At 62.0% G+C, this 19,545-nt stretch carries 21 protein-coding genes; 14 read left to right on the top strand and 7 right to left on the bottom strand.

Going from position 1 to position 19,545, the window contains the following annotated elements; translation table 11 throughout:
- Window positions 1–221: 221 nt before the first annotated feature.
- The 8 genes from rpmH (at window position 222) to C2138_RS13510 (ending at window position 5,827) form a co-directional block, all read left to right on the top strand.
- Window positions 222–359, top strand: coding sequence for a 50S ribosomal protein L34 (rpmH, locus tag C2138_RS13545; protein WP_022895130.1), 138 nt, complete (start codon window positions 222–224; stop codon window positions 357–359).
- A 20-nt stretch (window positions 360–379) separates the two neighbouring features.
- Window positions 380–742 carry a ribonuclease P protein component gene (gene rnpA, locus C2138_RS13540; RefSeq protein WP_108518621.1) on the top strand — a complete coding sequence of 121 codons (363 nt, stop codon included), beginning with the start codon at window positions 380–382 and terminating at the stop codon, window positions 740–742.
- The gene (gene yidD, locus C2138_RS13535) at window positions 739–1,143 is read left to right on the top strand and encodes a membrane protein insertion efficiency factor YidD (RefSeq protein ID WP_108518619.1); all 405 of its coding nucleotides are present in this window, start codon (window positions 739–741) and stop codon (window positions 1,141–1,143) included. Before rnpA ends, yidD begins: the two co-directional genes overlap by 4 nt.
- A gap of 10 nt (window positions 1,144–1,153) precedes the next feature.
- The gene (gene yidC, locus C2138_RS13530; RefSeq protein WP_108518617.1) at window positions 1,154–2,095 is read left to right on the top strand and encodes a membrane protein insertase YidC; all 942 of its coding nucleotides are present in this window, start codon (window positions 1,154–1,156) and stop codon (window positions 2,093–2,095) included.
- Window positions 2,096–2,172: 77 nt separating this feature from the next.
- Window positions 2,173–2,667, top strand: coding sequence for a Jag family protein (locus tag C2138_RS13525; protein WP_233245584.1), 495 nt, complete (start codon window positions 2,173–2,175; stop codon window positions 2,665–2,667).
- Between the two features lie 150 nt (window positions 2,668–2,817).
- Window positions 2,818–3,435 carry a 16S rRNA (guanine(527)-N(7))-methyltransferase RsmG gene (rsmG, locus tag C2138_RS13520; protein ID WP_108519171.1) on the top strand — a complete coding sequence of 206 codons (618 nt, stop codon included), beginning with the start codon at window positions 2,818–2,820 and terminating at the stop codon, window positions 3,433–3,435.
- A gap of 431 nt (window positions 3,436–3,866) precedes the next feature.
- Window positions 3,867–4,763, top strand: coding sequence for a ParA family protein (locus tag C2138_RS13515; RefSeq protein ID WP_108519169.1), 897 nt, complete (start codon window positions 3,867–3,869; stop codon window positions 4,761–4,763).
- A 98-nt stretch (window positions 4,764–4,861) separates the two neighbouring features.
- Window positions 4,862–5,827, top strand: coding sequence for a ParB/RepB/Spo0J family partition protein (locus C2138_RS13510; protein WP_108518616.1), 966 nt, complete (start codon window positions 4,862–4,864; stop codon window positions 5,825–5,827).
- A gap of 138 nt (window positions 5,828–5,965) precedes the next feature.
- On the opposite strand, the gene C2138_RS13505 is transcribed toward C2138_RS13510, so the two are convergent.
- The 6 genes from C2138_RS13505 to C2138_RS13480 all read right to left on the bottom strand — a co-directional run bounded on the left by C2138_RS13505 (window position 5,966) and on the right by C2138_RS13480 (window position 13,205).
- Entirely contained in the window at window positions 5,966–6,928 is a 963-nt protein-coding gene (locus C2138_RS13505; protein WP_108518614.1) for a D-alanine--D-alanine ligase family protein, read from the bottom strand.
- A 31-nt stretch (window positions 6,929–6,959) separates the two neighbouring features.
- The gene (locus C2138_RS13500; RefSeq protein ID WP_108518612.1) at window positions 6,960–8,294 is read right to left on the bottom strand and encodes an aminotransferase-like domain-containing protein; all 1,335 of its coding nucleotides are present in this window, start codon (window positions 8,292–8,294) and stop codon (window positions 6,960–6,962) included.
- 142 nt (window positions 8,295–8,436) lie between these two features.
- Window positions 8,437–8,760: a thioredoxin gene (gene trxA / locus C2138_RS13495; protein ID WP_108518610.1), complete on the bottom strand. Its 324-nt coding sequence runs from the start codon at window positions 8,758–8,760 to the stop codon at window positions 8,437–8,439.
- Between the two features lie 25 nt (window positions 8,761–8,785).
- Complete coding sequence (trxB, locus tag C2138_RS13490) at window positions 8,786–9,748, bottom strand: thioredoxin-disulfide reductase (protein WP_108518608.1); 963 nt, start codon at window positions 9,746–9,748, stop codon at window positions 8,786–8,788.
- A 56-nt stretch (window positions 9,749–9,804) separates the two neighbouring features.
- The gene (gene murJ / locus C2138_RS13485) at window positions 9,805–11,469 is read right to left on the bottom strand and encodes a murein biosynthesis integral membrane protein MurJ (protein WP_108518606.1); all 1,665 of its coding nucleotides are present in this window, start codon (window positions 11,467–11,469) and stop codon (window positions 9,805–9,807) included.
- Window positions 11,466–13,205 (bottom strand): DUF6049 family protein, encoded by a 1,740-nt coding sequence (locus C2138_RS13480; RefSeq protein ID WP_159078253.1) that lies wholly within the window; start codon window positions 13,203–13,205, stop codon window positions 11,466–11,468. Before C2138_RS13480 ends, murJ begins: the two co-directional genes overlap by 4 nt.
- Window positions 13,206–13,316: 111 nt before the next feature.
- Here C2138_RS13480 and C2138_RS13475 point away from each other — a divergent pair, with 111 nt between their 5' ends.
- Window positions 13,317–14,753 carry a CCA tRNA nucleotidyltransferase gene (locus tag C2138_RS13475; protein ID WP_108518603.1) on the top strand — a complete coding sequence of 479 codons (1,437 nt, stop codon included), beginning with the start codon at window positions 13,317–13,319 and terminating at the stop codon, window positions 14,751–14,753.
- Here the strand turns inward: C2138_RS13475 and C2138_RS13470 are convergent.
- Window positions 14,750–15,823 (bottom strand): inositol-3-phosphate synthase, encoded by a 1,074-nt coding sequence (locus tag C2138_RS13470; RefSeq protein ID WP_108518601.1) that lies wholly within the window; start codon window positions 15,821–15,823, stop codon window positions 14,750–14,752. The genes C2138_RS13475 and C2138_RS13470 overlap by 4 nt on opposite strands.
- 154 nt (window positions 15,824–15,977) lie before the next feature.
- Here C2138_RS13470 and rpsF point away from each other — a divergent pair, with 154 nt between their 5' ends.
- The 5 genes from rpsF to dnaB all read left to right on the top strand — a co-directional run bounded on the left by rpsF (window position 15,978) and on the right by dnaB (window position 19,490).
- Window positions 15,978–16,367, top strand: coding sequence for a 30S ribosomal protein S6 (gene rpsF / locus C2138_RS13465; protein ID WP_108518599.1), 390 nt, complete (start codon window positions 15,978–15,980; stop codon window positions 16,365–16,367).
- A gap of 3 nt (window positions 16,368–16,370) precedes the next feature.
- The gene (locus C2138_RS13460) at window positions 16,371–16,871 is read left to right on the top strand and encodes a single-stranded DNA-binding protein (protein ID WP_108518597.1); all 501 of its coding nucleotides are present in this window, start codon (window positions 16,371–16,373) and stop codon (window positions 16,869–16,871) included.
- A gap of 52 nt (window positions 16,872–16,923) precedes the next feature.
- A complete protein-coding gene (gene rpsR / locus C2138_RS13455; RefSeq protein WP_108518595.1) occupies window positions 16,924–17,187 on the top strand; it encodes a 30S ribosomal protein S18 in 264 nt (87 codons plus the stop codon).
- A gap of 11 nt (window positions 17,188–17,198) precedes the next feature.
- Complete coding sequence (rplI, locus tag C2138_RS13450) at window positions 17,199–17,651, top strand: 50S ribosomal protein L9 (protein ID WP_108518593.1); 453 nt, start codon at window positions 17,199–17,201, stop codon at window positions 17,649–17,651.
- Between the two features lie 459 nt (window positions 17,652–18,110).
- Window positions 18,111–19,490: a replicative DNA helicase gene (gene dnaB, locus C2138_RS13445; protein WP_108518591.1), complete on the top strand. Its 1,380-nt coding sequence runs from the start codon at window positions 18,111–18,113 to the stop codon at window positions 19,488–19,490.
- Window positions 19,491–19,545: the final 55 nt, after the last annotated feature.

The raw sequence follows: 19,545 nt of genomic DNA, 5'->3' as shown, positions 1-19,545 counted from the left end.
CCTTAGTTTGTGTCGGCGGGTCGGCCACAACCCCCCATCTGTCGTGTGGATAATGACAGGTTGGCCCGGGCGCAGTTTGACCGATCGGCTTAAAGAACGTATTTTTAAGCAGTTGACTTCAGCCATCAGGCTTTTTTCGTCATTCCCGTAGCTCTCGTGAGATCGCACCGGAGCAGACGAATGCGACATCGACTTTTTTCACACCACCGCGGAGATCCATTATGAGCAAGAGAACCTTTCAGCCGAACAACCGTCGTCGCGCCAAGGTGCACGGCTTTCGCCTTCGTATGCGCACCCGCGCCGGCCGCGCAATCCTGAGCGCTCGTCGTCGTAAGGGTCGCACCGAGCTCTCCGCTTAGTCGAGAGCCGGTCTGGGTCGGTGCTGGCTAGAGCCGAGCGGCTCGTCAGCGCCGCCGACTATAAGAGGGTCGTTCGCCGCGGGCGGCGTTCGTCGACCGGCACGATCACCGCTTATGCGGTGGTTGCCGAGGCGAATGCTCCGTGGCGTTTCGGTTTCATCGTCTCTAAGACGGTGGGCAACGCCGTTGTTCGCAACAGAGTTCGCCGCCGACTCAAAGCTATTTGCCATACCCTCGACGCAACACATCAGACGGATCGATCATTCGATATCGTGCTGCGAGCCCACCCGCAATCAGCTCACGCCGGTTTTGGCGAGTTGGAGGGAGACGTGATGCACCTGGTCGATCGAGTGACCGCATCGCGCAACGAGGTTTCACGATGAGAGTTCTCGTGTTCCTTTTTCTCCTGCCCCGCAATCTGTGTGTGGCGATCTTGCGCGTCTACCGCGCCGTTATCTCCCCCCTTTACGGTGACGTGTGCCGGTACTATCCGTCATGTTCTGCGTATGCGCTGACTGCGATTCAAGAGCACGGTGTCATTAAGGGAGTCATCTTGGGCGTCATGCGCATTGCGCGCTGCCACCCTTGGGCCGCCGGCGGAGTGGACGATGTCCCCGCCAATCGGCACCATTCTCATCGCATGACGCGATTCGGATTCGTCACTCACATTGAGCACCGCGACGTCGATGGCGACATCGCAGCGCTCTCCCGTGAGTTCGCCGGCGTATCCTCCACCAATTCTTCTTCCCCAGCAGCTACTCCCCTGGCAGCACGAAAGGTCTGATCTCACCCACATGGACTTCCTCAACGCTATTCTCTGGCCAATTAAGTGGGTCATCGAGGCAATCCTCGTTGCCTTCCACTGGCTTCTCACGAACATTGGAATGGACCCCGATGCGGGTCTGACCTGGGTTTTTTCCATCGTGGGTCTTGTTCTCGTGGTCCGCGCGCTGCTGATTCCGCTTTTTGTGCGCCAGATCAAGAGCCAGCGCAAGATGCTGGAGGTGTCTCCCCAGCTCAAGAAGATTCAGGACAAGTACAAGGGCAAGAAGGATCAGTTCTCGCGCGAGGCTATGTCGCGCGAGACAATGGATCTCTACAAGAAGACCGGCACCAATCCGCTCAGTTCGTGCCTGCCGCTGCTTATTCAGATGCCGATCTTCTTCGGCTTGTTCTCCGTGCTTCAGAATGCTCAGCACGAGGGCGTCGGTGTTGGACTCCTCAACCAGGAGCTGTCGACGTCGTTTGGTGAGTCAGTTCTCTGGGGGGCGCCGCTCAAGCTCGCGATCAGCACGGCTGACGGCAACATCGCGGTTATTGTCATCGCCTCGATCATGGTCATTCTGATGACGGCATCGCAGTTCATCACTCAGCTGCAGATCATGTCGAAGAACCAGTCGCCCGAGATGAAAAACAGCCCCATGTTCAAGCAGCAGCGCATCCTGCTGTACATGCTGCCGCTGGTATTCCTCTTCTCTGGTTTCACCTTCCCTCTGGGCGTCATGTTCTACTGGCTCGTCTCGAACATCTGGACGATGGTTCAGCAGTTCATCGTTATTCGCAACATGCCGACGCCAGGCAGCGAGGCAGCCCTAGCCCGGGAAGCCCGCCTCGCGAAGAAGGCGCAGCGACGTGGAATTACCATCGTTGAAGACGAACAACCCGTTGTTGAAAAGCCCAAGCCGGTGCAGCGTCAGCAGCCCGTCAACCCCAAGAACCGCAAGAAGAAGAAGTAGGGACACCCGTGACCCAGAACACCGCCAACGAAAACCTTGAGGACGAGACCGTGTCGGAGGAATCCCCCACTGCCGTAGTGTCTGAGGGCCGCGCTGACCGTGGCAATCCCACCATCGCCGAACTCGAAGAAGAGGGCGATATTGCGGCGGACTACATCGAGGAGCTCCTCGATATCACCGATCTCGACGGCGATATCGACATCGACGCCCGCGGCGGGCGGGCCTATGTATCGGTCAACTCGAGCGAAGACAGCAACCTCCGGTTGCTCTCGAAGCCAGACACCGTCACCGCACTCCAGGAGCTCACGCGCATTGCCGTGCAGACCAAGACTGGTGGGTTCTCACGCCTCATCCTGGACGTCGGCGGATCCCGCGAAGCTCGTCAGTCTGAGCTTGAGAATCTGGTCGACCGTGCAATCGAACGCATCGAGGGCGGTGCAGCTTCCGCCGCACTTCCTCCCATGTCGTCGTACGAGCGCAAACTCGTTCACGATGTTGTGGCAGATCGCGGCTTTACTTCGGAGTCCGAAGGCGAAGGACGCGACCGTCACACCGTGATTCGTCGCGCATAGTTTCACGTGAAACATTCCGACGTGCACGAGCCGAGCGAGCCGGAGCGGGAGCCTACGTCGTCTCTTGACGATGCCATCTCCCCTCCCCCGCTAGACGCTGCCTCCGGCGACGCCGATTCGAAGGAAGACTCGCAGCCCGAGAGAGCCGAGTTGGAGCAGGAACCATCTGCCGCAGCACTGCTTTTTGGGGATCGTATCGAGGTAGCCCGCGCGTTTGTTGCAGACCTCGCAGATCGCGGCGAGCAGCTGGGGCTTATCGGTCCCCTCGAGCTCCCCCGCCTGTGGACGCGACACGTGGTGAACTCCGCGTTGATGGCTCCGCTATTGCGACCAGGCCGCGTCGGCGATATCGGCAGCGGTGCTGGTCTCCCCGGCCTCGTTCTTGCTATCGCGCGCCCCGACGTTGATTTTGTGCTGATCGAGCCGATGGAGCGCCGGGTCGCCTGGCTCAATGAGCAGAAAGATCTTCTTGGCCTTACCAACGTCGAGGTTGTGCGCGCGCGTGCTGAGGATGCCCAACTGAGTCCGTGGCTTGATCAGGCAACCGCCCGTGCCGTCAGTGCGCTGTCCAAGCTCATTCCTCTTGTCGCTCCCCTGATGAAGTCCGGCGGTGAGATGCTCTTTTTCAAGGGCGCGAGCGTGGATGCTGAGATCGAGAAGGCAGCGAAGGTGATTCGCAAGCATCGCCTTCATGACATCGAAGTCCTTACGTTGGGCTCCGACGTGGGCACCGAAACGACGCGTGTCTTTCGGGCTACAGTTGACTAGTGCCTCACGATAAGAGGTAGTTATCTGACGCATCAAGGCCGCTCTGATTGGCAGCCATGGCGCGTTAACGGGGCGGTAGCGTCACTTGAAAAAGTTGCGTTGTGTCGCGAGCCTTGGGTTTCCCGTTCCCTTATACGCAATCTCCGAGCAGAAGGTTTCACGTGAAACATCCCGACGAAGACACGGTTATTCACACTGCTGAGGAATCCGTCTCCACCGGCTCTGCACCTATCTACTCCCCCGCTGCTGGTTCTGTGCCTTCTGCTGGTTCTGTGCCCGAAGCGAAGGCACCCATCCCCGCTCCCCCGCTGGCGGTCCCTGAAGCTGCGGCCGCCGCCGAATCGGCGCGGCAGATCGCTGCCGCAGCGGCAGCCCCCTCCGCGTCATCGCCGCAGAGTGCCCCGAAGGCCGCCGCTCCGCGCTCCTCTGCGCTGGCCGGCCTCGCGGACACTCCCCTCGCCCGCGAACTATCGGAGATCACCCGCCGCCGCCGTGCGCTTGAGGCCGAGGTTCTGCCGCTTCCCGAGAAGACCAGAATTTTTACCATCGCTAACCAGAAGGGCGGAGTTGGCAAGACGACAACGACCGTCAACCTGGCTGCGGCGCTTGCCAAGAACGGCGCTCGGGTCCTGGTGATCGACCTTGATCCCCAGGGCAACTCCTCGACTGCGCTGGGAATAGATCACCGGTCCGAGACCATTAGCGTTTACGACGTGATCGTGAACGATGTGCCCATGGCAGACGTGATCAAGAAGAGCCCAGAGCCCGGGGAACTATATTGTCTGCCGGCGACAATCCACCTCGCTGGCGCCGAAATCGAGCTCGTCTCCCTCGTTGCCCGCGAGCAGCGGCTCAGATCAGCACTCGAAACCTTCCTTGCGGAATCGTCGGACCCATTTCACTACGTCTTTGTGGATTGCCCTCCGTCGTTGGGTCTGCTCACCATCAACGCATTCGTCGCCGCAGACGAGGTGCTGATTCCTATCCAGTGTGAGTATTACGCCCTGGAAGGCCTCAGCCAGCTACTGAGCAACATCAAGCTCATCGAGAAGCACCTGAACCCCAGGCTCACGGTGTCCACGATTCTCTTGACTATGTACGACTCTCGCACCAATCTGTCCAACCAGGTCGCCGACGACGTCCGAGCCCATTTTCCCGACCAGGTGCTGAACACCCCTATCCCCCGATCCGTACGCATTTCTGAGGCGCCTAGCTTCGGCCTGAGCGTCATCAGCTACGACACCAACTCCCCCGGCTCGATTTCGTACCTCGAAGCGGCTGCCGAGATCGCGCGGCGCGGCGCACCTGCCGCAACCAAGGCCTCCTGACGGCCTCACAGGGCCACATGCGCCCGCTTCTTAGGGCAAATCTCTCGTAAACTCCCCAGAATCCGCAGATTCACCCCGCATCTACCCCGGAGATAGACATGGCAGCAAAGCGAACGGGCCTCGGCCGCGGCATCGGCGCCCTTATTCCTACCGACGGCGAGTCCCCCGCCCGTCCCGTCGATGTGTTCTTCCCCCATTCGAACAAGGTTAAGGAGGCCTCGCCGAGCAACGAGGGCCTCGCTGCGGTTCCCGGTGCTCGCCTCGCAAACCTGAGCCCTGCCGATATTGTTCCCAACGCCTCGCAGCCCCGCAGTGTCTTCGTGCAAGAAGATCTCGATGAGCTCATTCATTCGGTGCGGGAGTTTGGCGTTCTCCAGCCGATCGTGGTGCGCCCGATCGCTGATGTCGCCGAGGGCGCGCCGCGCTACGAGCTCGTTATGGGTGAGCGGCGGCTGAGGGCCACGATGCACCTCGGTCTCGCCACGATCCCCGCCGTCATCAAGGACACGGCAGACGATGCCATGCTTCGTGACGCCCTTCTGGAGAACATCCACCGGGCAAATCTCAACCCACTCGAAGAGGCCTCGGCTTACCAGCAGCTCCTCTCCGACTTTGGCATCACGCAAGACGAGCTTGCGACGCGCATTGGTCGTTCCCGGCCGCAGATCACCAATACTCTGAGGCTTCTGAAGCTGCCAGAGTCCGTTCAATCGCGAGTAGCGGCGGGCGTCCTGACCGCAGGGCATGCGCGGGCTATTCTCTCTACGGGAACGTCTGATGCGATGGAAAAGCTTGCTCAGAAGATCGTGAACGAGGACCTCTCGGTGCGCAGCGCCGAGGTCGCGGCGGGGCAGATCTCGCAGAAGGCGCCGAGAAGCGCCGCGCCGAGCAGGGGTAAGCGCCAGGGGCAGCTCGATGAAATCGCCGAGCGTCTCGGTGATCGCCTCAACACCCGTGTCAAGGTTTCTTTGGGCACCAGCAAGGGGTCCATCGTGATCGACTTTGCGACCGTCGGTGACTTGAATCGCATCCTCGGTGAACTTGGAGAACCGGGCTTCAGCTAACTTCTGTGCCTATGTTTCACGTGAAACATAGGCACACTGGGCGCGAAACGAGCACACGCCTCAGTGAATCCTGAAACAAAAAAACCCCTGTGACCAGGGGTTTTTCTGTTTAAAAGATCCGTTAGACGGTGTTGCAGTTTAGGCCCGCGAGTCGCGTATCGCCGCCTGGCAGAGGGCGAGATAGACCCATCCGACGTCGTGGCCGGCCACCTCAAGCGCACGGGGAAACAGCGACGTCTCAGTGAGGCCGGGCATGACACTTGCCTCAAGGAAGAATGGCGTGCCTGTTCCATCGATCATGATGTCGATGCGCGAAATGTGTCGGAGCCCCAGCGTGGTGTGGGCTGCGATTGCGAACTCGGCCGCCCGGTCGGCCACATCATCCGTGATGCGAGCGGGCGTGTAGAAACGGGTCTCCCCCGCGTTGTATCGGGCCTCGAAGCTATAGACGCCCGAAAGGGGTTCGATCTCGACGGGGGGAACGGCGACCGGGCCATCACCCGTGTCCACGACGCAAATGGAGATCTCGGTTCCCGAAATTCGCTGCTCCACAAGCGCGACATCCCAGTAACGGTAGGCATGGACCATCGCACTGGCCAGTTCTGCCGGGTTCTCGACGATCGTCACACCCTGCGCAGAGCCCCCCTGAGCCGGCTTGACGACGACGGGACCACTCAGCTCGGCAGAGATGCGCTCGAGCACCTCAACGGCCCCCAGATCGCGGAATGTGTCGCGAGAGAGGGCAATTGATCGAGGCGTGATGACGCCGGCACGCTCCACCAGGGTCTTGGCTGTCGGCTTATCCCACGCAAGCCGCGACGCCGCTGCGCGGGATCCGACGAAAGGAACCCCGACAAAATCGAGCAGGCCGCGCAGCGAACCGTCTTCGCCCCCCGCCCCGTGCAGCGCAGGCCAGACAACGTCCGGCTTGGCCTGCTCAAGGTAGGAGAACAGCGAGGCATCGGGATCGCGAAGCTCCACCGTGATGCCCTGCGAGGTAAGGCTGTCGGCAATGCGACGCCCTGAGCGCAGCGAAACCTCCCGCTCATGGGAGATTCCTCCGGCGAGAATCAGAACCGATCGGGGTGTGAACTCATCCATGTGTCGTGCGCTTCTTTCGTGGCGATCGCGGCTAGTTGATGTTGGGAGGCGGGCTCGAGACATGGCTTGAGGCGGGAAGAACTATCTGCCCGGTCGCCAGCCGTGTCGAGCTAAACGTCTCAAGAAGTTCAAGCTCACCATTGATGACCGAGGTCAGACGCCGGATGCCGACGCGGATCATGTCTTCAGAGGGATAACAGAACGAGAGCCGCATCTTGTGGCGCCCTCCCCCATCGGCATAGAACGCCGTGCCGGGTGTGTAGGCGACGAGTTCCTTGACGGCGCGGGGCAGCATCTCTTTAGAGTCGAGAGACTCGGGGAGAGTCACCCACACATAGAAGCCGCCGTTCGGCACCGTCCAGGACAGGTCGGGGAGGTGCTCTTTGAGCGCCGAGAGCATTGCATCGCGCCGGCCGCGGTACACGCCCCGGAAGGTGTCAATCTGACCCTTCCAGTCGGTGCTGCGCAGATATTCAGAGATCGCGAACTGACTGAAGGAGCTCGGACTGAGAATTGCGGATTCATTGGCAAGGATGAGCTTCTCGCGAATCGCGTGAGGGGCCAGGGCCCATCCGACCCGAAATCCCGGAGCAAGCGTCTTGGAGAAGGTGCCGAGGTAGATCACGCCTTCGTCGTCAATCGAGCGCAGGGCGTTGGGTGCCTGACGGTCGAAATACAGCAGCCCGTAGGGGTTGTCTTCGAGAACGAGAATCTCGTGGGCCTTGCAGATTTCCAACACCTCAAGGCGGCGCTCCCAGGAGAGCGTGACACCGGCAGGATTGTGAAAAGTCGGGATCGTGTACAAGAACTTGATCGTCTTGCCCTCGGCCTTGAGCCGGGTGATGGTCTCTCGAAGCACCTCGGGGATGATGCCGTCGTCATCCATCAGCACATGCGCGATCTCGGCCTGGTACGAGCGGAATACTCCGATCGCACCGACATAGCTCGGCGCCTCGGCAAGAATTACGTCGCCCGGATCGATAAAGAGTTTCGTCACGAGATCGAGCGCCTGCTGCGAACCCGTCGTGACCACCACATCGTCGACGCTGCCCCTGATGCCCTCGAGCGCCATGACCTCGAGAATCTGCTCTCGCAGTTCTGGGGTGCCCTGTCCCGAGCCGTACTGCAGCGCCTGCGGGCCGTCGTTGAGCATGACGCGCTCGAGCGCCCCCGTGACGAGCTCGGTGGGCAGTGCCGAAACGTACGGCATGCCACCAGCGAGAGAGACGACTTCGGGTCGAGAGGCGACGGCGAAAAGCGCTCGCACCTCCGACGCGCTCAGACCCGCTGTGCGGTGAGCGTAGTGGTCATACCACGGGTCGAATCTGGTGCTCGACCCGCCCGACGAAGGTTGCTGGGGTGTCATTGGGTATCCCGTGTTGCCCACGAAGGGCGGTCTCAAATTGTGTGTGAATACCCAAGTTTAGGTGACAAAGGCCCTCCCCGTTGTCGCAGGGAGGGCCTTTGTATGCCGCTGAGCCCCCGTAGGAACCCGGTAAGAGCGAGGTCTACGCGATGAACTCGGCGAGATCGAACTCGAGTGCGGGCTTGGGCTTTGCGCCGATGACGGTCTTGACGACCTCGCCACCGCGGAACACCTTCATGGCAGGAATCGAGGTGATCTGGTACTTCATCGCCGTCTGGGGGTTCTCGTCCACATTCAGTTTGACGATGTCGAGCTTGTCGCCGTGCTCGGCAGCAATCTGGTCGAGGATGGGAGAGACGGCGCGGCACGGGCCGCACCACTCGGCCCAGAAGTCGACCATGATCGGCTTGTCAGAGTTGAGAACCTCCGCCTCGAACGTGGCGTCGGTGACGGTGCGTGCTGTCATATTGTTCTCCGTTTCGTGAATCTGATTAGGCGGCGACGGTCGCGGCGGGAATCGGGTCGGATGCCTCACCCAACGACGCGAGGTAATGCTCGGCATCGAGGGCAGCGACGGTTCCGGAGCCTGCTGCCGTGACGGCCTGACGGTAGGTGGGGTCGATGACGTCCCCTGCGGCGAAAACGCCCGTTACCGAGGTGCGCGAGCTGCGGCCATCGACTGCGATCGTGCCAGCCGATGTGAGTTCGAGCTGGTCGTGGACCAGGTGGGTGCGCGGGTCTGCGCCGATAGCGATGAAGAGGCCATCAAGATCGAGGGTCGACTCGCTGCCGTCGACGGTGTCGATGAGGCTCACGCCCGTGACCTTCTCCGCGCCGTAGACCTCCCCTACCTTCTTGTTGAAGAGGAACTCGATCTTGGGATCGCCCATGGCGCGATCCTGCATCGCCTTGGACGCGCGAAGCTCTTCGCTGCGGTGGATGACATAAACCTTGTCCGCGAACTTGGTGAGGAACGTGGCCTCCTCCATCGCGGAGTCTCCCCCGCCCACCACTGCGATGGTCTTCTGTCGGAAGAAGAATCCGTCGCACGTTGCGCACCAGGAGATGCCGTAGCCGCTGAGGCGATCCTCGCCGGGAACACCAAGCTTTCGGTAAGCCGAGCCCGTGGCATAGATCACGGCGCGGGCCTCGTGGACGTCGCCACTGCCGAGCGTCACGCGCTTAACGTCACCGCTGAGGTCAAGAGAAGTGACGTCATCCATCACAACCTCGGTGCCGAACTTTTCTGCCTGCAGGCGCATCTTGTCCATGAGGTCAGGACCCATGATGCCCTCCGGAAAGCCCGGAAAGTTCTCTACATCGGTGGTGTTCATGAGCTCGCCGCCGGCCTCGACGGAACTGGCAACGAGAAGCGGGTTCAGACCGCCGCGCGCGGCATAGATCGCGGCTGTGTAGCCAGCGGGGCCTGAGCCGATGATGATGAGCTGGCGCAAGGGGCGCCCTCCTTCGGAAGATGTCGTAAACCGGTACAACACATCCTATTCGCGGTCTATTCCGTGTGACCTGGCCGCAGTCGACGCATCAGGATGCCCCGCACGACTTGGAGCTCCGGGTTACGAAGGGCGAGCAATAGGCCCAGATAGATCACGGCCATGACACCCCCGATCACCACCATGGTGACGAGGGCAGGAACGATGCCACTGACCGCGAATCCGGCAGGGTTGAACGCGCCGAACAGAAGAAGAAGACCGAAGCCAACGGCCGAGCTCGCCAGGCCAACAAGGATGTACTGGCCGTACCGGAGGGTTAGCGCCCGCCCGCCGAGGGGGCCGAGTCGGCGACGAAGAAGGATGAACGTGAGGCTCGCCTGGGCGAGGAACGTGAACGACGAGACCAGCGCGATGCCGACCGCTATCCACTCCACGGGCAGGCGGGTGCAGAGCAGGAAACCAACCACGAAGAGCGCCGACTTGGCCACCTCGATAAAGAACACCGTCCGGGTGTCCTCGAGAGCGTAGAACGTGCGCTGAAGCACGAACACTGCGCTGAAAGGGATGAGCCCCACCATGTAGGCGGCGATGACGGCGGCCATCGATTGAACGTTGCCGAAGTCCTCTTCGAAGACTCGGGCGAATGGAATCGCGAGCACGATGAGGGCGAATGACGCCAAAACAATGAGCAGTCCGATAGTGCGAAGCGAAGACATCAGATCGTCCCGCACCGCCCCCGTGTCGCCGACCGTGGCGTGGCTGCTCATCCTGGTGAAGAACACCGTGGCAATCGACACTGCGATCACGGAGTGCGGGAGCATGAAAATGAGCCACGACGATTGCAGCGTTGCGATGCCAGCCGCATCCCCCGAAGGAAGTGAGGCCACGCGGGACTGCACCAGCCCAGCAAGCTGGGTAACCAGGATCATCGCGAAGACCCAACCCGCTGACTTGCCGGTCTTGGCGAGGCCTACCCCTCGCCACCGGAAGTCGGGGCGGAATTTCAGCCCGACCTTGCGCCAGAAGAACATGAGGACCGCCGACTGGGCGACGATGCCCAGGGTCGCCGTCCCCGCGAGAATTGCAATCTTGTCTGGGGTCCAGTCGGAGACGTCGCTGTTGGCATCCGCTCCCCCAAACAGCGCTACGAAGGCCACAAGACCGGCGATGGCGACGATGTTGTTGACGGCAGGGGCCCATGCGAACGGACCGAACACCCTGCGGGCGTTGAGAACCTCGCCCAGGAGGCTATAGAGCGCGTAGAAGAAGACCTGCGGCAGGCACCAATAGGCAAAAGCCGTGGCCAGGGCCATCCCTTCGCTTGAGAAGCCGCGCCCGCCGGTGGCCGATGCCTCCTGCGCGTAGAGCGCCACGAGGAGTGGAGCTGCAAGTGTGGCCAACAGCGTCACAAGGGCGAACACCGTGATGCCCAACGTCATGAGCTTGTTGATGTAACGCTGGCCGCCATCGTCGTGGAGACCCGCTCGCACAATCTGCGGCACCAGGATCGCGCCAAGCACCCCGCCGGCGATGAGGGCGTAGATATTGTTCGGCAGCTGGTTGGCCGCTCCGAACGCGTCGGCAGCAGCCGATGCCGACAGGCCGATGGCCTGCGCCAAAACGATCGCCTTGACGAACCCGAGAATGCGGCTCACCATCGTTCCCGAGGCGAGAAGGGCGCTGGAGCGGCCCATTCCCCGGGGTGTGTCGTCGCTCACCGTCATGCGGCGGGCCCCGCAATGCTCTGTGCTGCTGCTTCAGCCTTCAGCCGACGGCGGCGCCGAACGGTTCTGATGATGCCCCCGATGAACATGAGAAGCACAAGCACCGCAACGATCGTCGTGAATGCCGTATCCCACCCGGCCTGAACATTGGTGGTCATGTAGGTGGGGCTTGAGATGGGCACGTTGGTGACGCTCGAGAGCGTCACCACGAGCGAGGCGGTTCCATTAGCGATCGACTGCACGGGGATCGCAGCGCGGCTCTGGGAACCCCCTTCGACGGTTACGGCCACCCGTCCCTCGAGAACGTCGAGGATGGCGGTGTTCGAGGTCACGGTCACATAGACAGTGACGGGATACGGCAGCGCATTGCTCACCGTGACGGGCAGATCGCCCGTCTCGCTGAGCAGGTTGATGGTGCTGCTCTCCAGCACCTGCACCGATTCGAGAATCTCGGTGCTCCCGTCGACGTAGGCACTCACCTCGGCGGGCCAGTCGCTGGTCGAATCAACCCACGCGGTGGAGGCAAGCGCGAGAAGCGTGCGCCGCCGCTCCCCCGTGATCAACGACGGTGTTTCGAGGATGCTCGAGAACTGTGCGATCGCGGGTTCCGTTGCGAGCATCCCGGCAACCAGGGCAACACGGTCGGCGCCGACGGGCTGGTCGACGATCGACGCGTCGACCGCAGCCTCATCCATGGTGGCAGCGAGCGAGGTTACGACAATGCCCGGGGTCGCCGTAAGGGCGGCGATCGTGGCGGGGATGCGGTTGGTGCTGAACGGTATGTCACGACCAAAAGTTGCCAGCACGGTGGAGTCGCCAGCGGTCCATCCGGCCAGCGCTGCGGTGAGTTCGGCCATGGCGGCCACCCACGCGGCGTCAGACCCCGCCGACCCCGCCTCCCGCAGAAGCGCTGAGATGTCGCTTGTGGCGACCAGGGCGGCGCTGTCGCCGATGCGGGCAGAGGCCGGGATAGCATCCCGCACATACGACACATTGGTGGAGTCGAGAATCGTTGTGACGGGACCGGCCGCATTGAACACGGGGAGATCGGTGGTGATGACGGTGGATTCCCTCGGCCACATCATCGCGGCAAGCGTGAAGGGCAGATCCACAAGCTGCTCCCCCGTAGGAACCATCGATTCCGGTTCTGTTTCTTCGGAACCGGCATCATCCTCATCGCCGGGAGCGATTGTCGGTGAGACGGTTTCATCGGGACCGGCCGTAGCCGACTCCGAGGGGGCTGGGGCTTCGGGAAACAGGTTCGGGTCAACCGTGAAGTCGGTGGGCACGGTGATGCTGCCGAGACCCGCCTGGGCCAGGGTGGCGACATCGGCGTCGGCATAGGCCAGCGAAAAGGTCTCGTTGGGGGCACCCTCCAGCCGCTCCAGCCAGGACACGGCAGAGGCGGGGGCGCTCGTTCCGAGGATGCGGATGGAGGCCAGAATCATAGGATCGATTCCCAGGGCGACGGGCTGGCCGTAAAAGGCGTCGAGCTGCCGGTTGAGAACGCCGTTGGGCTGGGTATACGCCTCGAGGTTCTCGGGGGAGATCAGCTGGGTTGTCTGCTCAGGCACCGTGATGGTTGCGGCAAGGGCGAGGCTCGTTGGTAGGCCATTGGTGGCCGCGGGGGCAAGCGAGCCGGGATCCGGAGTCGTCGGCGACGCGACCGTGCCACCGAGCGCGAGTGCAGTGCTGAGGAGGGCAGCGCCCACCCGTGCAACTAACGTCAGGGGCATCGGCCGGCTCCATTCATAACGCGGGCCAGCATAGGGACGATTCTAGGGGTGAGCGTCCGAGGAGTTGCTGGTGGCGCGGCGACGGGCAGGATGCCCGACTACGCTTAACGGATGCATAGCGTCGCCACGGCAATCACGCGGCTTGCCGCTCTCGCGGAGTCCCCGCACATTTCCCGCCTCGCGACGGCGTTTCACTCCGCGGGTTACGAGCTCGCCCTCGTGGGCGGGCCCGTTCGCGACGCATTTCTCGGCAGAGAGCTGCACGATCTCGACTTCACGACAGACGCGCTGCCGGATCAGATCCTCGCAATCGTGGCCCCTCTCGCATCCGCGCACTGGGATATCGGCCGCGCCTTCGGCACGATCGGAGCCGTGATCGATGGTCACACCGTCGAAATCACGACATATCGCACGGATGCTTACGACGGTGAGACACGCAAACCCGAGGTGGAGTTCGGAACGAGCCTCGAAGACGACCTTGTGCGCCGGGACTTCACCGTGAATGCGATGGCGCTTCGGCTGCCAGAGCAGAAACTGGTCGACCCTTCCGGGGGAATGGACGACCTGCTCGCTGGCCGTCTTTCGACGCCGTCTGCTCCCGAGGTCTCATTCGGCGACGATCCGCTGCGCATGATGCGCGCGGCGCGGTTCACCTCACAACTCGGTTTCACGGTGACCGATGAGGTCAAAGAGGCGATGGCGGCCCTGGCTGAGCGTCTCTCGATCATCTCCCTCGAGCGGGTCAGCGACGAACTCACCAAGCTCATGGCAACGGATGCTCCGCGCCCCGGAATCGAACTCCTCGTCGACACGGGATTGGCCGAACAGGTTATCCCCGAGATTCCGGCCCTTCGGCTTCAGGTGGATGAGCACGCGCATCACAAGGATGTCTATGAGCACAGCCTCACGGTGCTCGATCAGGCGATCGAGCTGGAGAAGCAGCGGGCAACGCCTGGCGCGTCTCCGGATGTCGTGCTGCGCCTTGCCGCGCTGCTCCACGACATCGGAAAACCGGCGACGAAGCGCACCGAGGGGGGCGGAGTTGTCACGTTCCACCACCACGATGTGGTCGGAGCCAAGCTCGCGGCAAAGCGGCTACGTGCCCTGAGGTTCGATAAAGAGACGATTTCGCAGGTATCCAAGCTCATCGAGCTTCATCTGCGCTTCTTCGGGTACACCGAGGGCGCGTGGACCGATTCTGCCGTTCGCCGTTATGTTCGCGATGCAGGTGACCTGCTAGAGCGGTTACATATTCTCACTCGCGCCGACGTCACGACTCGCAATCGACGCAAGGCGGCCAGACTCGCGCGTGCCTACGACGATCTCGAGGCGCGCATCCGGGTTCTCTCAGAGCAAGAGGAGCTCGCCGCAGTGCGACCCGATCTCGACGGAGAGCAGATCATGGCATTGCTCGGCATCCGGCCGGGGCGCGAGGTGGGTGAGGCTTACCGCTTTCTGCTGGAGCTGCGCCTCGACGAGGGCCCCCTCGGCGAGGAGGAGGCCACCCGTCGTCTCAAGGCATGGCATGCAGCCCGTAGTGAGGCTTAGCGAGCGTTGTCGGTGATGAATCGTTCGAGCAGCTCGCGGGCAACCGGGTCAGGGTACTGCTTGGCCGGAGACTTCATAAAGTAAGCGGATGCTGATTCGATCGGCCCGCCCAGGCCGGCATCGAGAGCAATCTTGGCGGCGCGGACAGCGTCGATGATGACACCGGCGGAGTTCGGTGAGTCCCAGACTTCGAGCTTGTATTCGAGGCTCGTGGGGGCGTTGCCGAACCCATGGCCTTCGAGGCGAACGAACGCCATCTTGCGGTCGTCAAGCCACGGAACGTAGTCGCTCGGCCCGATGTGCACGTGCTCAGCCTTGATCTCCTGGTCAACATTGCTCGTCACGGCCTGAGTCTTGGAGATCTTCTTGGAGGCGAGACGCTTGCGCTCGAGCATGTTCTTGAAGTCCATGTTGCCGCCGACATTGAGCTGGTAGGTGCGGTCGAGCACGAGCCCCCGCTCCTCGAACAGTCGGGCGAGCACGCGGTGTGTGATCGTGGCGCCGAGCTGGCTCTTGATGTCGTCTCCGACGATGGGGATGCCCGCTTCAGTGAACTTCGCTGCCCAGACGGGGTCGCTAGCGATGAAGACGGGGAGGGCGTTGACGAATGCGACACCGGCATCGATCGCGGCCTGGGCGTAGTGCTTGGCCGCCTCCTCAGACCCGACGGGCAGGTAGCAGACGAGCACGTCGGCTCGGGCATCGCGCAGTGCCTGAGCAACATCGACCGGCGTCGCCTCTGACTCGTCGACCATGTCCCGGTAGTACTCTCCGAGCCCGTCAAGGGTCGGGCCCCGCAGCACGTTGACGCCGGTCGGTGCGACCTCGGCGAAGCGAAGCGTGTTGTTCTGGCTCGCCCACATGGCGTCGGCGAGATCGACCCCAACCTTCTCGGCATCCACGTCGAAGGCCGCGACAAACTCGAGGTCGCGGACGGCGTATGGCCCGAAGGTTGTGTGCATGAGACCGGGGATAGTTTCGTTGTCATCCGCGTCGCGGTAGAACGTCACTCCCTGGATGAGTGAGTTTGCGCAGTTTCCGACGCCCGCGATGGCGACCCGAATCGACATTGAGATAGAGCTCCTTGATAGTGATGGGATGTTCTGACTACACTAGACAGGTTGTCCGTATGCGCCGATCCGGCTCCTCTGCAGACAACGATGCCAAAACCCTCCTGCCATAGAACGTCTATGGCCGTTTGAGTCCAAAGGAGGTGGGTTAGTCATGCATCAGTACGAACTAATGGTAATTCTCGATCCGGAGATCGATGAGCGCACCGTGGCTCCCAGCCTTGACAAGTTCCTCAACGTCATTCGCAATGACGGTGGAACCATTGACAAGGTTGATGTCTGGGGTAAGCGCCGTCTGGCTTACGAGATCAACAAGAAGGCCGAGGGCATCTACGCCGTCGTCGAGATGACCGCGAACGCTTCGGCCACCGTCGAGCTCGACCGCCAGCTCAAGCTCAGCGAAGCCGTCATGCGCACCAAGGTGCTGCGGGCTGAAGAGGCAATCGCACAGGTCGCCGCTGCCGCAAAGCTTTCCGAGGAGAAGGCCGCTCGCAAGGCAGCCGCCAGCTCGGCCGCTCCGGCCGCTCCCGCGAAGAGCGAGTAGTCAATGGCCGGCGAAACCGTCATCACTGTTGTGGGCAACCTCACGAGCGACCCCGAGCTGCGTTACACGCAGAACGGGCTAGCGGTTGCTAACTTCACCATCGCCTCCACGCCGCGCACCTTCGACCGTGCGAGCAACGAGTGGAAGGACGGCGAAGCGCTGTTCCTTCGCGCGAGTGTGTGGCGCGAGTTTGCCGAACATGTCGCCGGATCCCTCACCAAGGGTTCTCGCGTCATTGCCACTGGCCGCCTGAAGCAGCGCTCATACGAGACGAAGGAAGGCGAAAAGCGCACCAGCTTCGAGATCGAGATCGATGAGATCGGTCCGAGCCTGCGCTACGCCACCGCACAGATCACCCGCACGTCGTCCTCTCGCGAGGGTGGCGGCGGTGCTCGCGGTCCGATCGCCGATGAGCCGTGGGCTGCTTCTGCTCCCGCATCGTCGAACTCTGGCGGGGACGTGTGGAACACGCCCGGCAGCTTCAACGACGAGACCCCTTTCTAGGCCGCACGCGCACTCCGCGTACCGGCTCGAATTCAAACCGTAAGGAATAACCATGGCTGGAAAGAGCAGCGGCGATCGCCGCAAGCCACTCCGCAACACGAAGGGCGGCAAGAACGCCGCCCCCGCGAAGTCCATTCGCGTTGGCGTCATTGACTACAAAGACGTCGCAACCCTTCGCAAGTTCATCTCGGAGCGTGGAAAGATTCGCGCCCGTCGCATCACCGGTGTCTCCGTCCAGGAACAGCGCCTCATCGCTCGTGCGGTTAAGAACGCACGCGAGATGGCACTGCTCCCCTACGCCGGCTCAGGCCGTTAAGGAGCAATGACATGTCAAAGCTGATTCTGACGCACGAGGTCTCTGGCCTCGGCGCACCGGGTGACGTCATCGAGGTCAAGAACGGGTTCGCTCGTAACTACCTCGTTCCGCAGGGCCTCGCCGTGGCGTGGAGCCGCGGTGGCGAGAAGCAGATCGAGCAGATCAAGGCCGCTCGCGCGGCTCGTGAGCACGCAACGATCGAAGAAGCCAAGGACCTCAAGGCAAAGCTCGAGGCCAACAAGGTCAAGCTCTCCATCAAGGCGGGCAAGGAAGGCCGGCTCTTTGGGTCGGTCAAGAACTCCGACATCGCTGACGCGGTTGCCGCTGCGGGCCTCGGCTCCGTCGACAAGCGCAAGATCGAGATCACCTCGCCGATCAAGATGACGGGCGAGCACGAGGCGACTGTTCGCCTGCGTGACGACCTCGTAGCGACGATCACCGTTCAGGTGGTTGCCGCTAAGTAGTATCCCCTCACAGGGTTCCGCAGTAGCGGTGGGCTTCGGCTCGCCGCTACTGCTTTTTAAGGCTCCGTGTCAAGAACTTGTACACAGTTGCATCGCGTGCAGTACAACTCTCAACCAGAACTCTAAACATGTTTCTACACACACCATGTGGAAATTAAAATCCCAGGTCAGAGCGCCTTTAGTGCCGAAAACAATTCGGATATCCCCAGGACTCTCCACAGGTTGTGCACAACATGATCGGCGTTTCGTCGGTTAATTCCACAGGGTTATCCACAGGGTAGCTTGTGGTCTTCGATTGAGCTTCCTAGCCTTGGCCCAGGGTGCACTGCTTCATCGCTGGCGCGCCCCGCACAGAACCCGACTTACCCGACCTCGACGCGCTTCCCACCATCGCCATGCGCGGGCAATGTCGGCAGTGCGCGATATGACTACTTGCAAGCAACGAACGAAAGGCGAACGATGTCTATAGCCCACCTGGGGCTGGCCGGCTCGTCTTCTGAGCGACCCTCTGAACCGCGCACGTCAGAGAGAACGCCGCCGCATGACCTGCTCGCCGAGCAGAGCGCCCTCGGTGGAATGATGCTGAGCAAGGATGCCACGGCCGATGTAATCGAATCGGTGCGGGCTGTCGACTTCTACATCCCCAAGCACGAGATCATCTTCGACGCGATCCTCAGCCTGTACTCGCACGGCGAGCCCACCGATGTGATCGCTGTGACCGACGAGCTCACTAAGTCGGGTGAGATCGGCCGCGCCGGCGGCGCCGAATACCTCCACACCCTCACGGGCGTCGTGCCGACGGCAGCCAACGCCGGGTTCTACGCCGAGATCGTCGCCGAGAAGGCCGTACTCAGGCGCCTCGTCGAGGCAGGGACCCGCATCGTTCAGATGGGTTACGCCAGCGAGGGAGAAGTCACCGACCTCGTCAACAACGCTCAGGCTGAGATCTACGGCGTTGCTGGCGGCGTTGAAGCCGAAGACTACGTTCCCCTCACCGAAGCCGTGACAGCGGCGATTGACGAGATCGAGGCGGCCCGCGGCAAAGACGGCAGCATGACCGGCGTGCCCACGGGATTCTCCGAACTCGACGACCTGACCAACGGGTTTCACCCGGGTCAGATGATTATCGTCGCGGCTCGACCTGCACTCGGAAAGTCGACACTTGCGCTCGACTTTGCCCGATCCGCCTCCATCAAGCACGACATGCCCTCGATCTTCTTCTCGCTCGAAATGGGCCGCTCTGAGATTGCCATGCGACTGCTTTCGGCAGAGTCTGCAGTTCCCCTCCAGGCGATGCGCAAGGGAACCGTCGAATCCCGCGACTGGACGACCATCGCATCCACCCGCGGCCGCATCAACGACGCCCCTCTCTACATAGACGACAGCCCGAACATGACTCTCGTCGAGATCCGCGCCAAGGCCCGCCGCCTCAAACAGAAGGTCGGGCTCAAGCTCGTCGTCATCGACTATCTGCAGCTCATGACCTCCGGCAAGCGCGTCGAATCGCGTCAGCAGGAGGTCTCGGAGTTCTCCCGTGCCCTCAAGCTCATGGCCAAGGAGCTTCAGGTGCCCGTCATCGCTCTCTCGCAGCTGAACCGTGGCCCGGAGCAGCGCTCCGACAAGATGCCCCAGATCTCCGACCTTCGTGAATCAGGCTCGATCGAGCAGGATGCCGACATGGTCATCCTTCTGCACCGCGAGAGCGCCTACGAAAAGGACAACCCGCGAGCGGGCGAGGCCGACCTCATCGTCGCCAAGCACCGTAACGGCCCCACCCGCACCGTGACCGTCGCCTTCCAGGGCCACTTCTCGCGCTTCACCGACATGGCGCCCATGTAGCTCATCGAAAGCGCCGCCCTCTCGACGGCGGTGCAGGAACGCGGCGGTAGACTTG

The sequence above is a fragment of the Salinibacterium hongtaonis genome (assembly GCF_003065485.1).
Classification (GTDB): Bacteria; Actinomycetota; Actinomycetes; order Actinomycetales; family Microbacteriaceae; genus Homoserinimonas; species Homoserinimonas hongtaonis.
Note: the sequence above shows the minus strand (reverse complement) of the source record. Positions and strands in the feature narration are given on the sequence as shown.

Bases quoted from the DNA above. Each gene is read 5' to 3' on its own strand.
- trxA (WP_108518610.1), bottom strand. From the start codon at position 8,760: ATGACAGCACGCACCGTCACCGACGCCACGTTCGAGGCGGAGGTTCTC.
- C2138_RS13505 (WP_108518614.1), bottom strand. From the start codon at position 6,928: ATGGATGAGTTCACACCCCGATCGGTTCTGATTCTCGCCGGAGGAATC.
- murJ (WP_108518606.1), bottom strand. From the start codon at position 11,469: ATGACGGTGAGCGACGACACACCCCGGGGAATGGGCCGCTCCAGCGCC.
- C2138_RS13475 (WP_108518603.1), top strand. From the start codon at position 13,317: ATGCATAGCGTCGCCACGGCAATCACGCGGCTTGCCGCTCTCGCGGAG.
- rpmH (WP_022895130.1), top strand. From the start codon at position 222: ATGAGCAAGAGAACCTTTCAGCCGAACAACCGTCGTCGCGCCAAGGTG.
- C2138_RS13460 (WP_108518597.1), top strand. From the start codon at position 16,371: ATGGCCGGCGAAACCGTCATCACTGTTGTGGGCAACCTCACGAGCGAC.
- C2138_RS13470 (WP_108518601.1), bottom strand. From the start codon at position 15,823: ATGTCGATTCGGGTCGCCATCGCGGGCGTCGGAAACTGCGCAAACTCA.
- yidC (WP_108518617.1), top strand. From the start codon at position 1,154: ATGGACTTCCTCAACGCTATTCTCTGGCCAATTAAGTGGGTCATCGAG.
- C2138_RS13510 (WP_108518616.1), top strand. From the start codon at position 4,862: ATGGCAGCAAAGCGAACGGGCCTCGGCCGCGGCATCGGCGCCCTTATT.
- rpsF (WP_108518599.1), top strand. From the start codon at position 15,978: ATGCATCAGTACGAACTAATGGTAATTCTCGATCCGGAGATCGATGAG.
- rplI (WP_108518593.1), top strand. From the start codon at position 17,199: ATGTCAAAGCTGATTCTGACGCACGAGGTCTCTGGCCTCGGCGCACCG.
- rpsR (WP_108518595.1), top strand. From the start codon at position 16,924: ATGGCTGGAAAGAGCAGCGGCGATCGCCGCAAGCCACTCCGCAACACG.
- C2138_RS13480 (WP_159078253.1), bottom strand. From the start codon at position 13,205: ATGCCCCTGACGTTAGTTGCACGGGTGGGCGCTGCCCTCCTCAGCACT.
- C2138_RS13500 (WP_108518612.1), bottom strand. From the start codon at position 8,294: ATGACACCCCAGCAACCTTCGTCGGGCGGGTCGAGCACCAGATTCGAC.
- dnaB (WP_108518591.1), top strand. From the start codon at position 18,111: ATGTCTATAGCCCACCTGGGGCTGGCCGGCTCGTCTTCTGAGCGACCC.
- yidD (WP_108518619.1), top strand. From the start codon at position 739: ATGAGAGTTCTCGTGTTCCTTTTTCTCCTGCCCCGCAATCTGTGTGTG.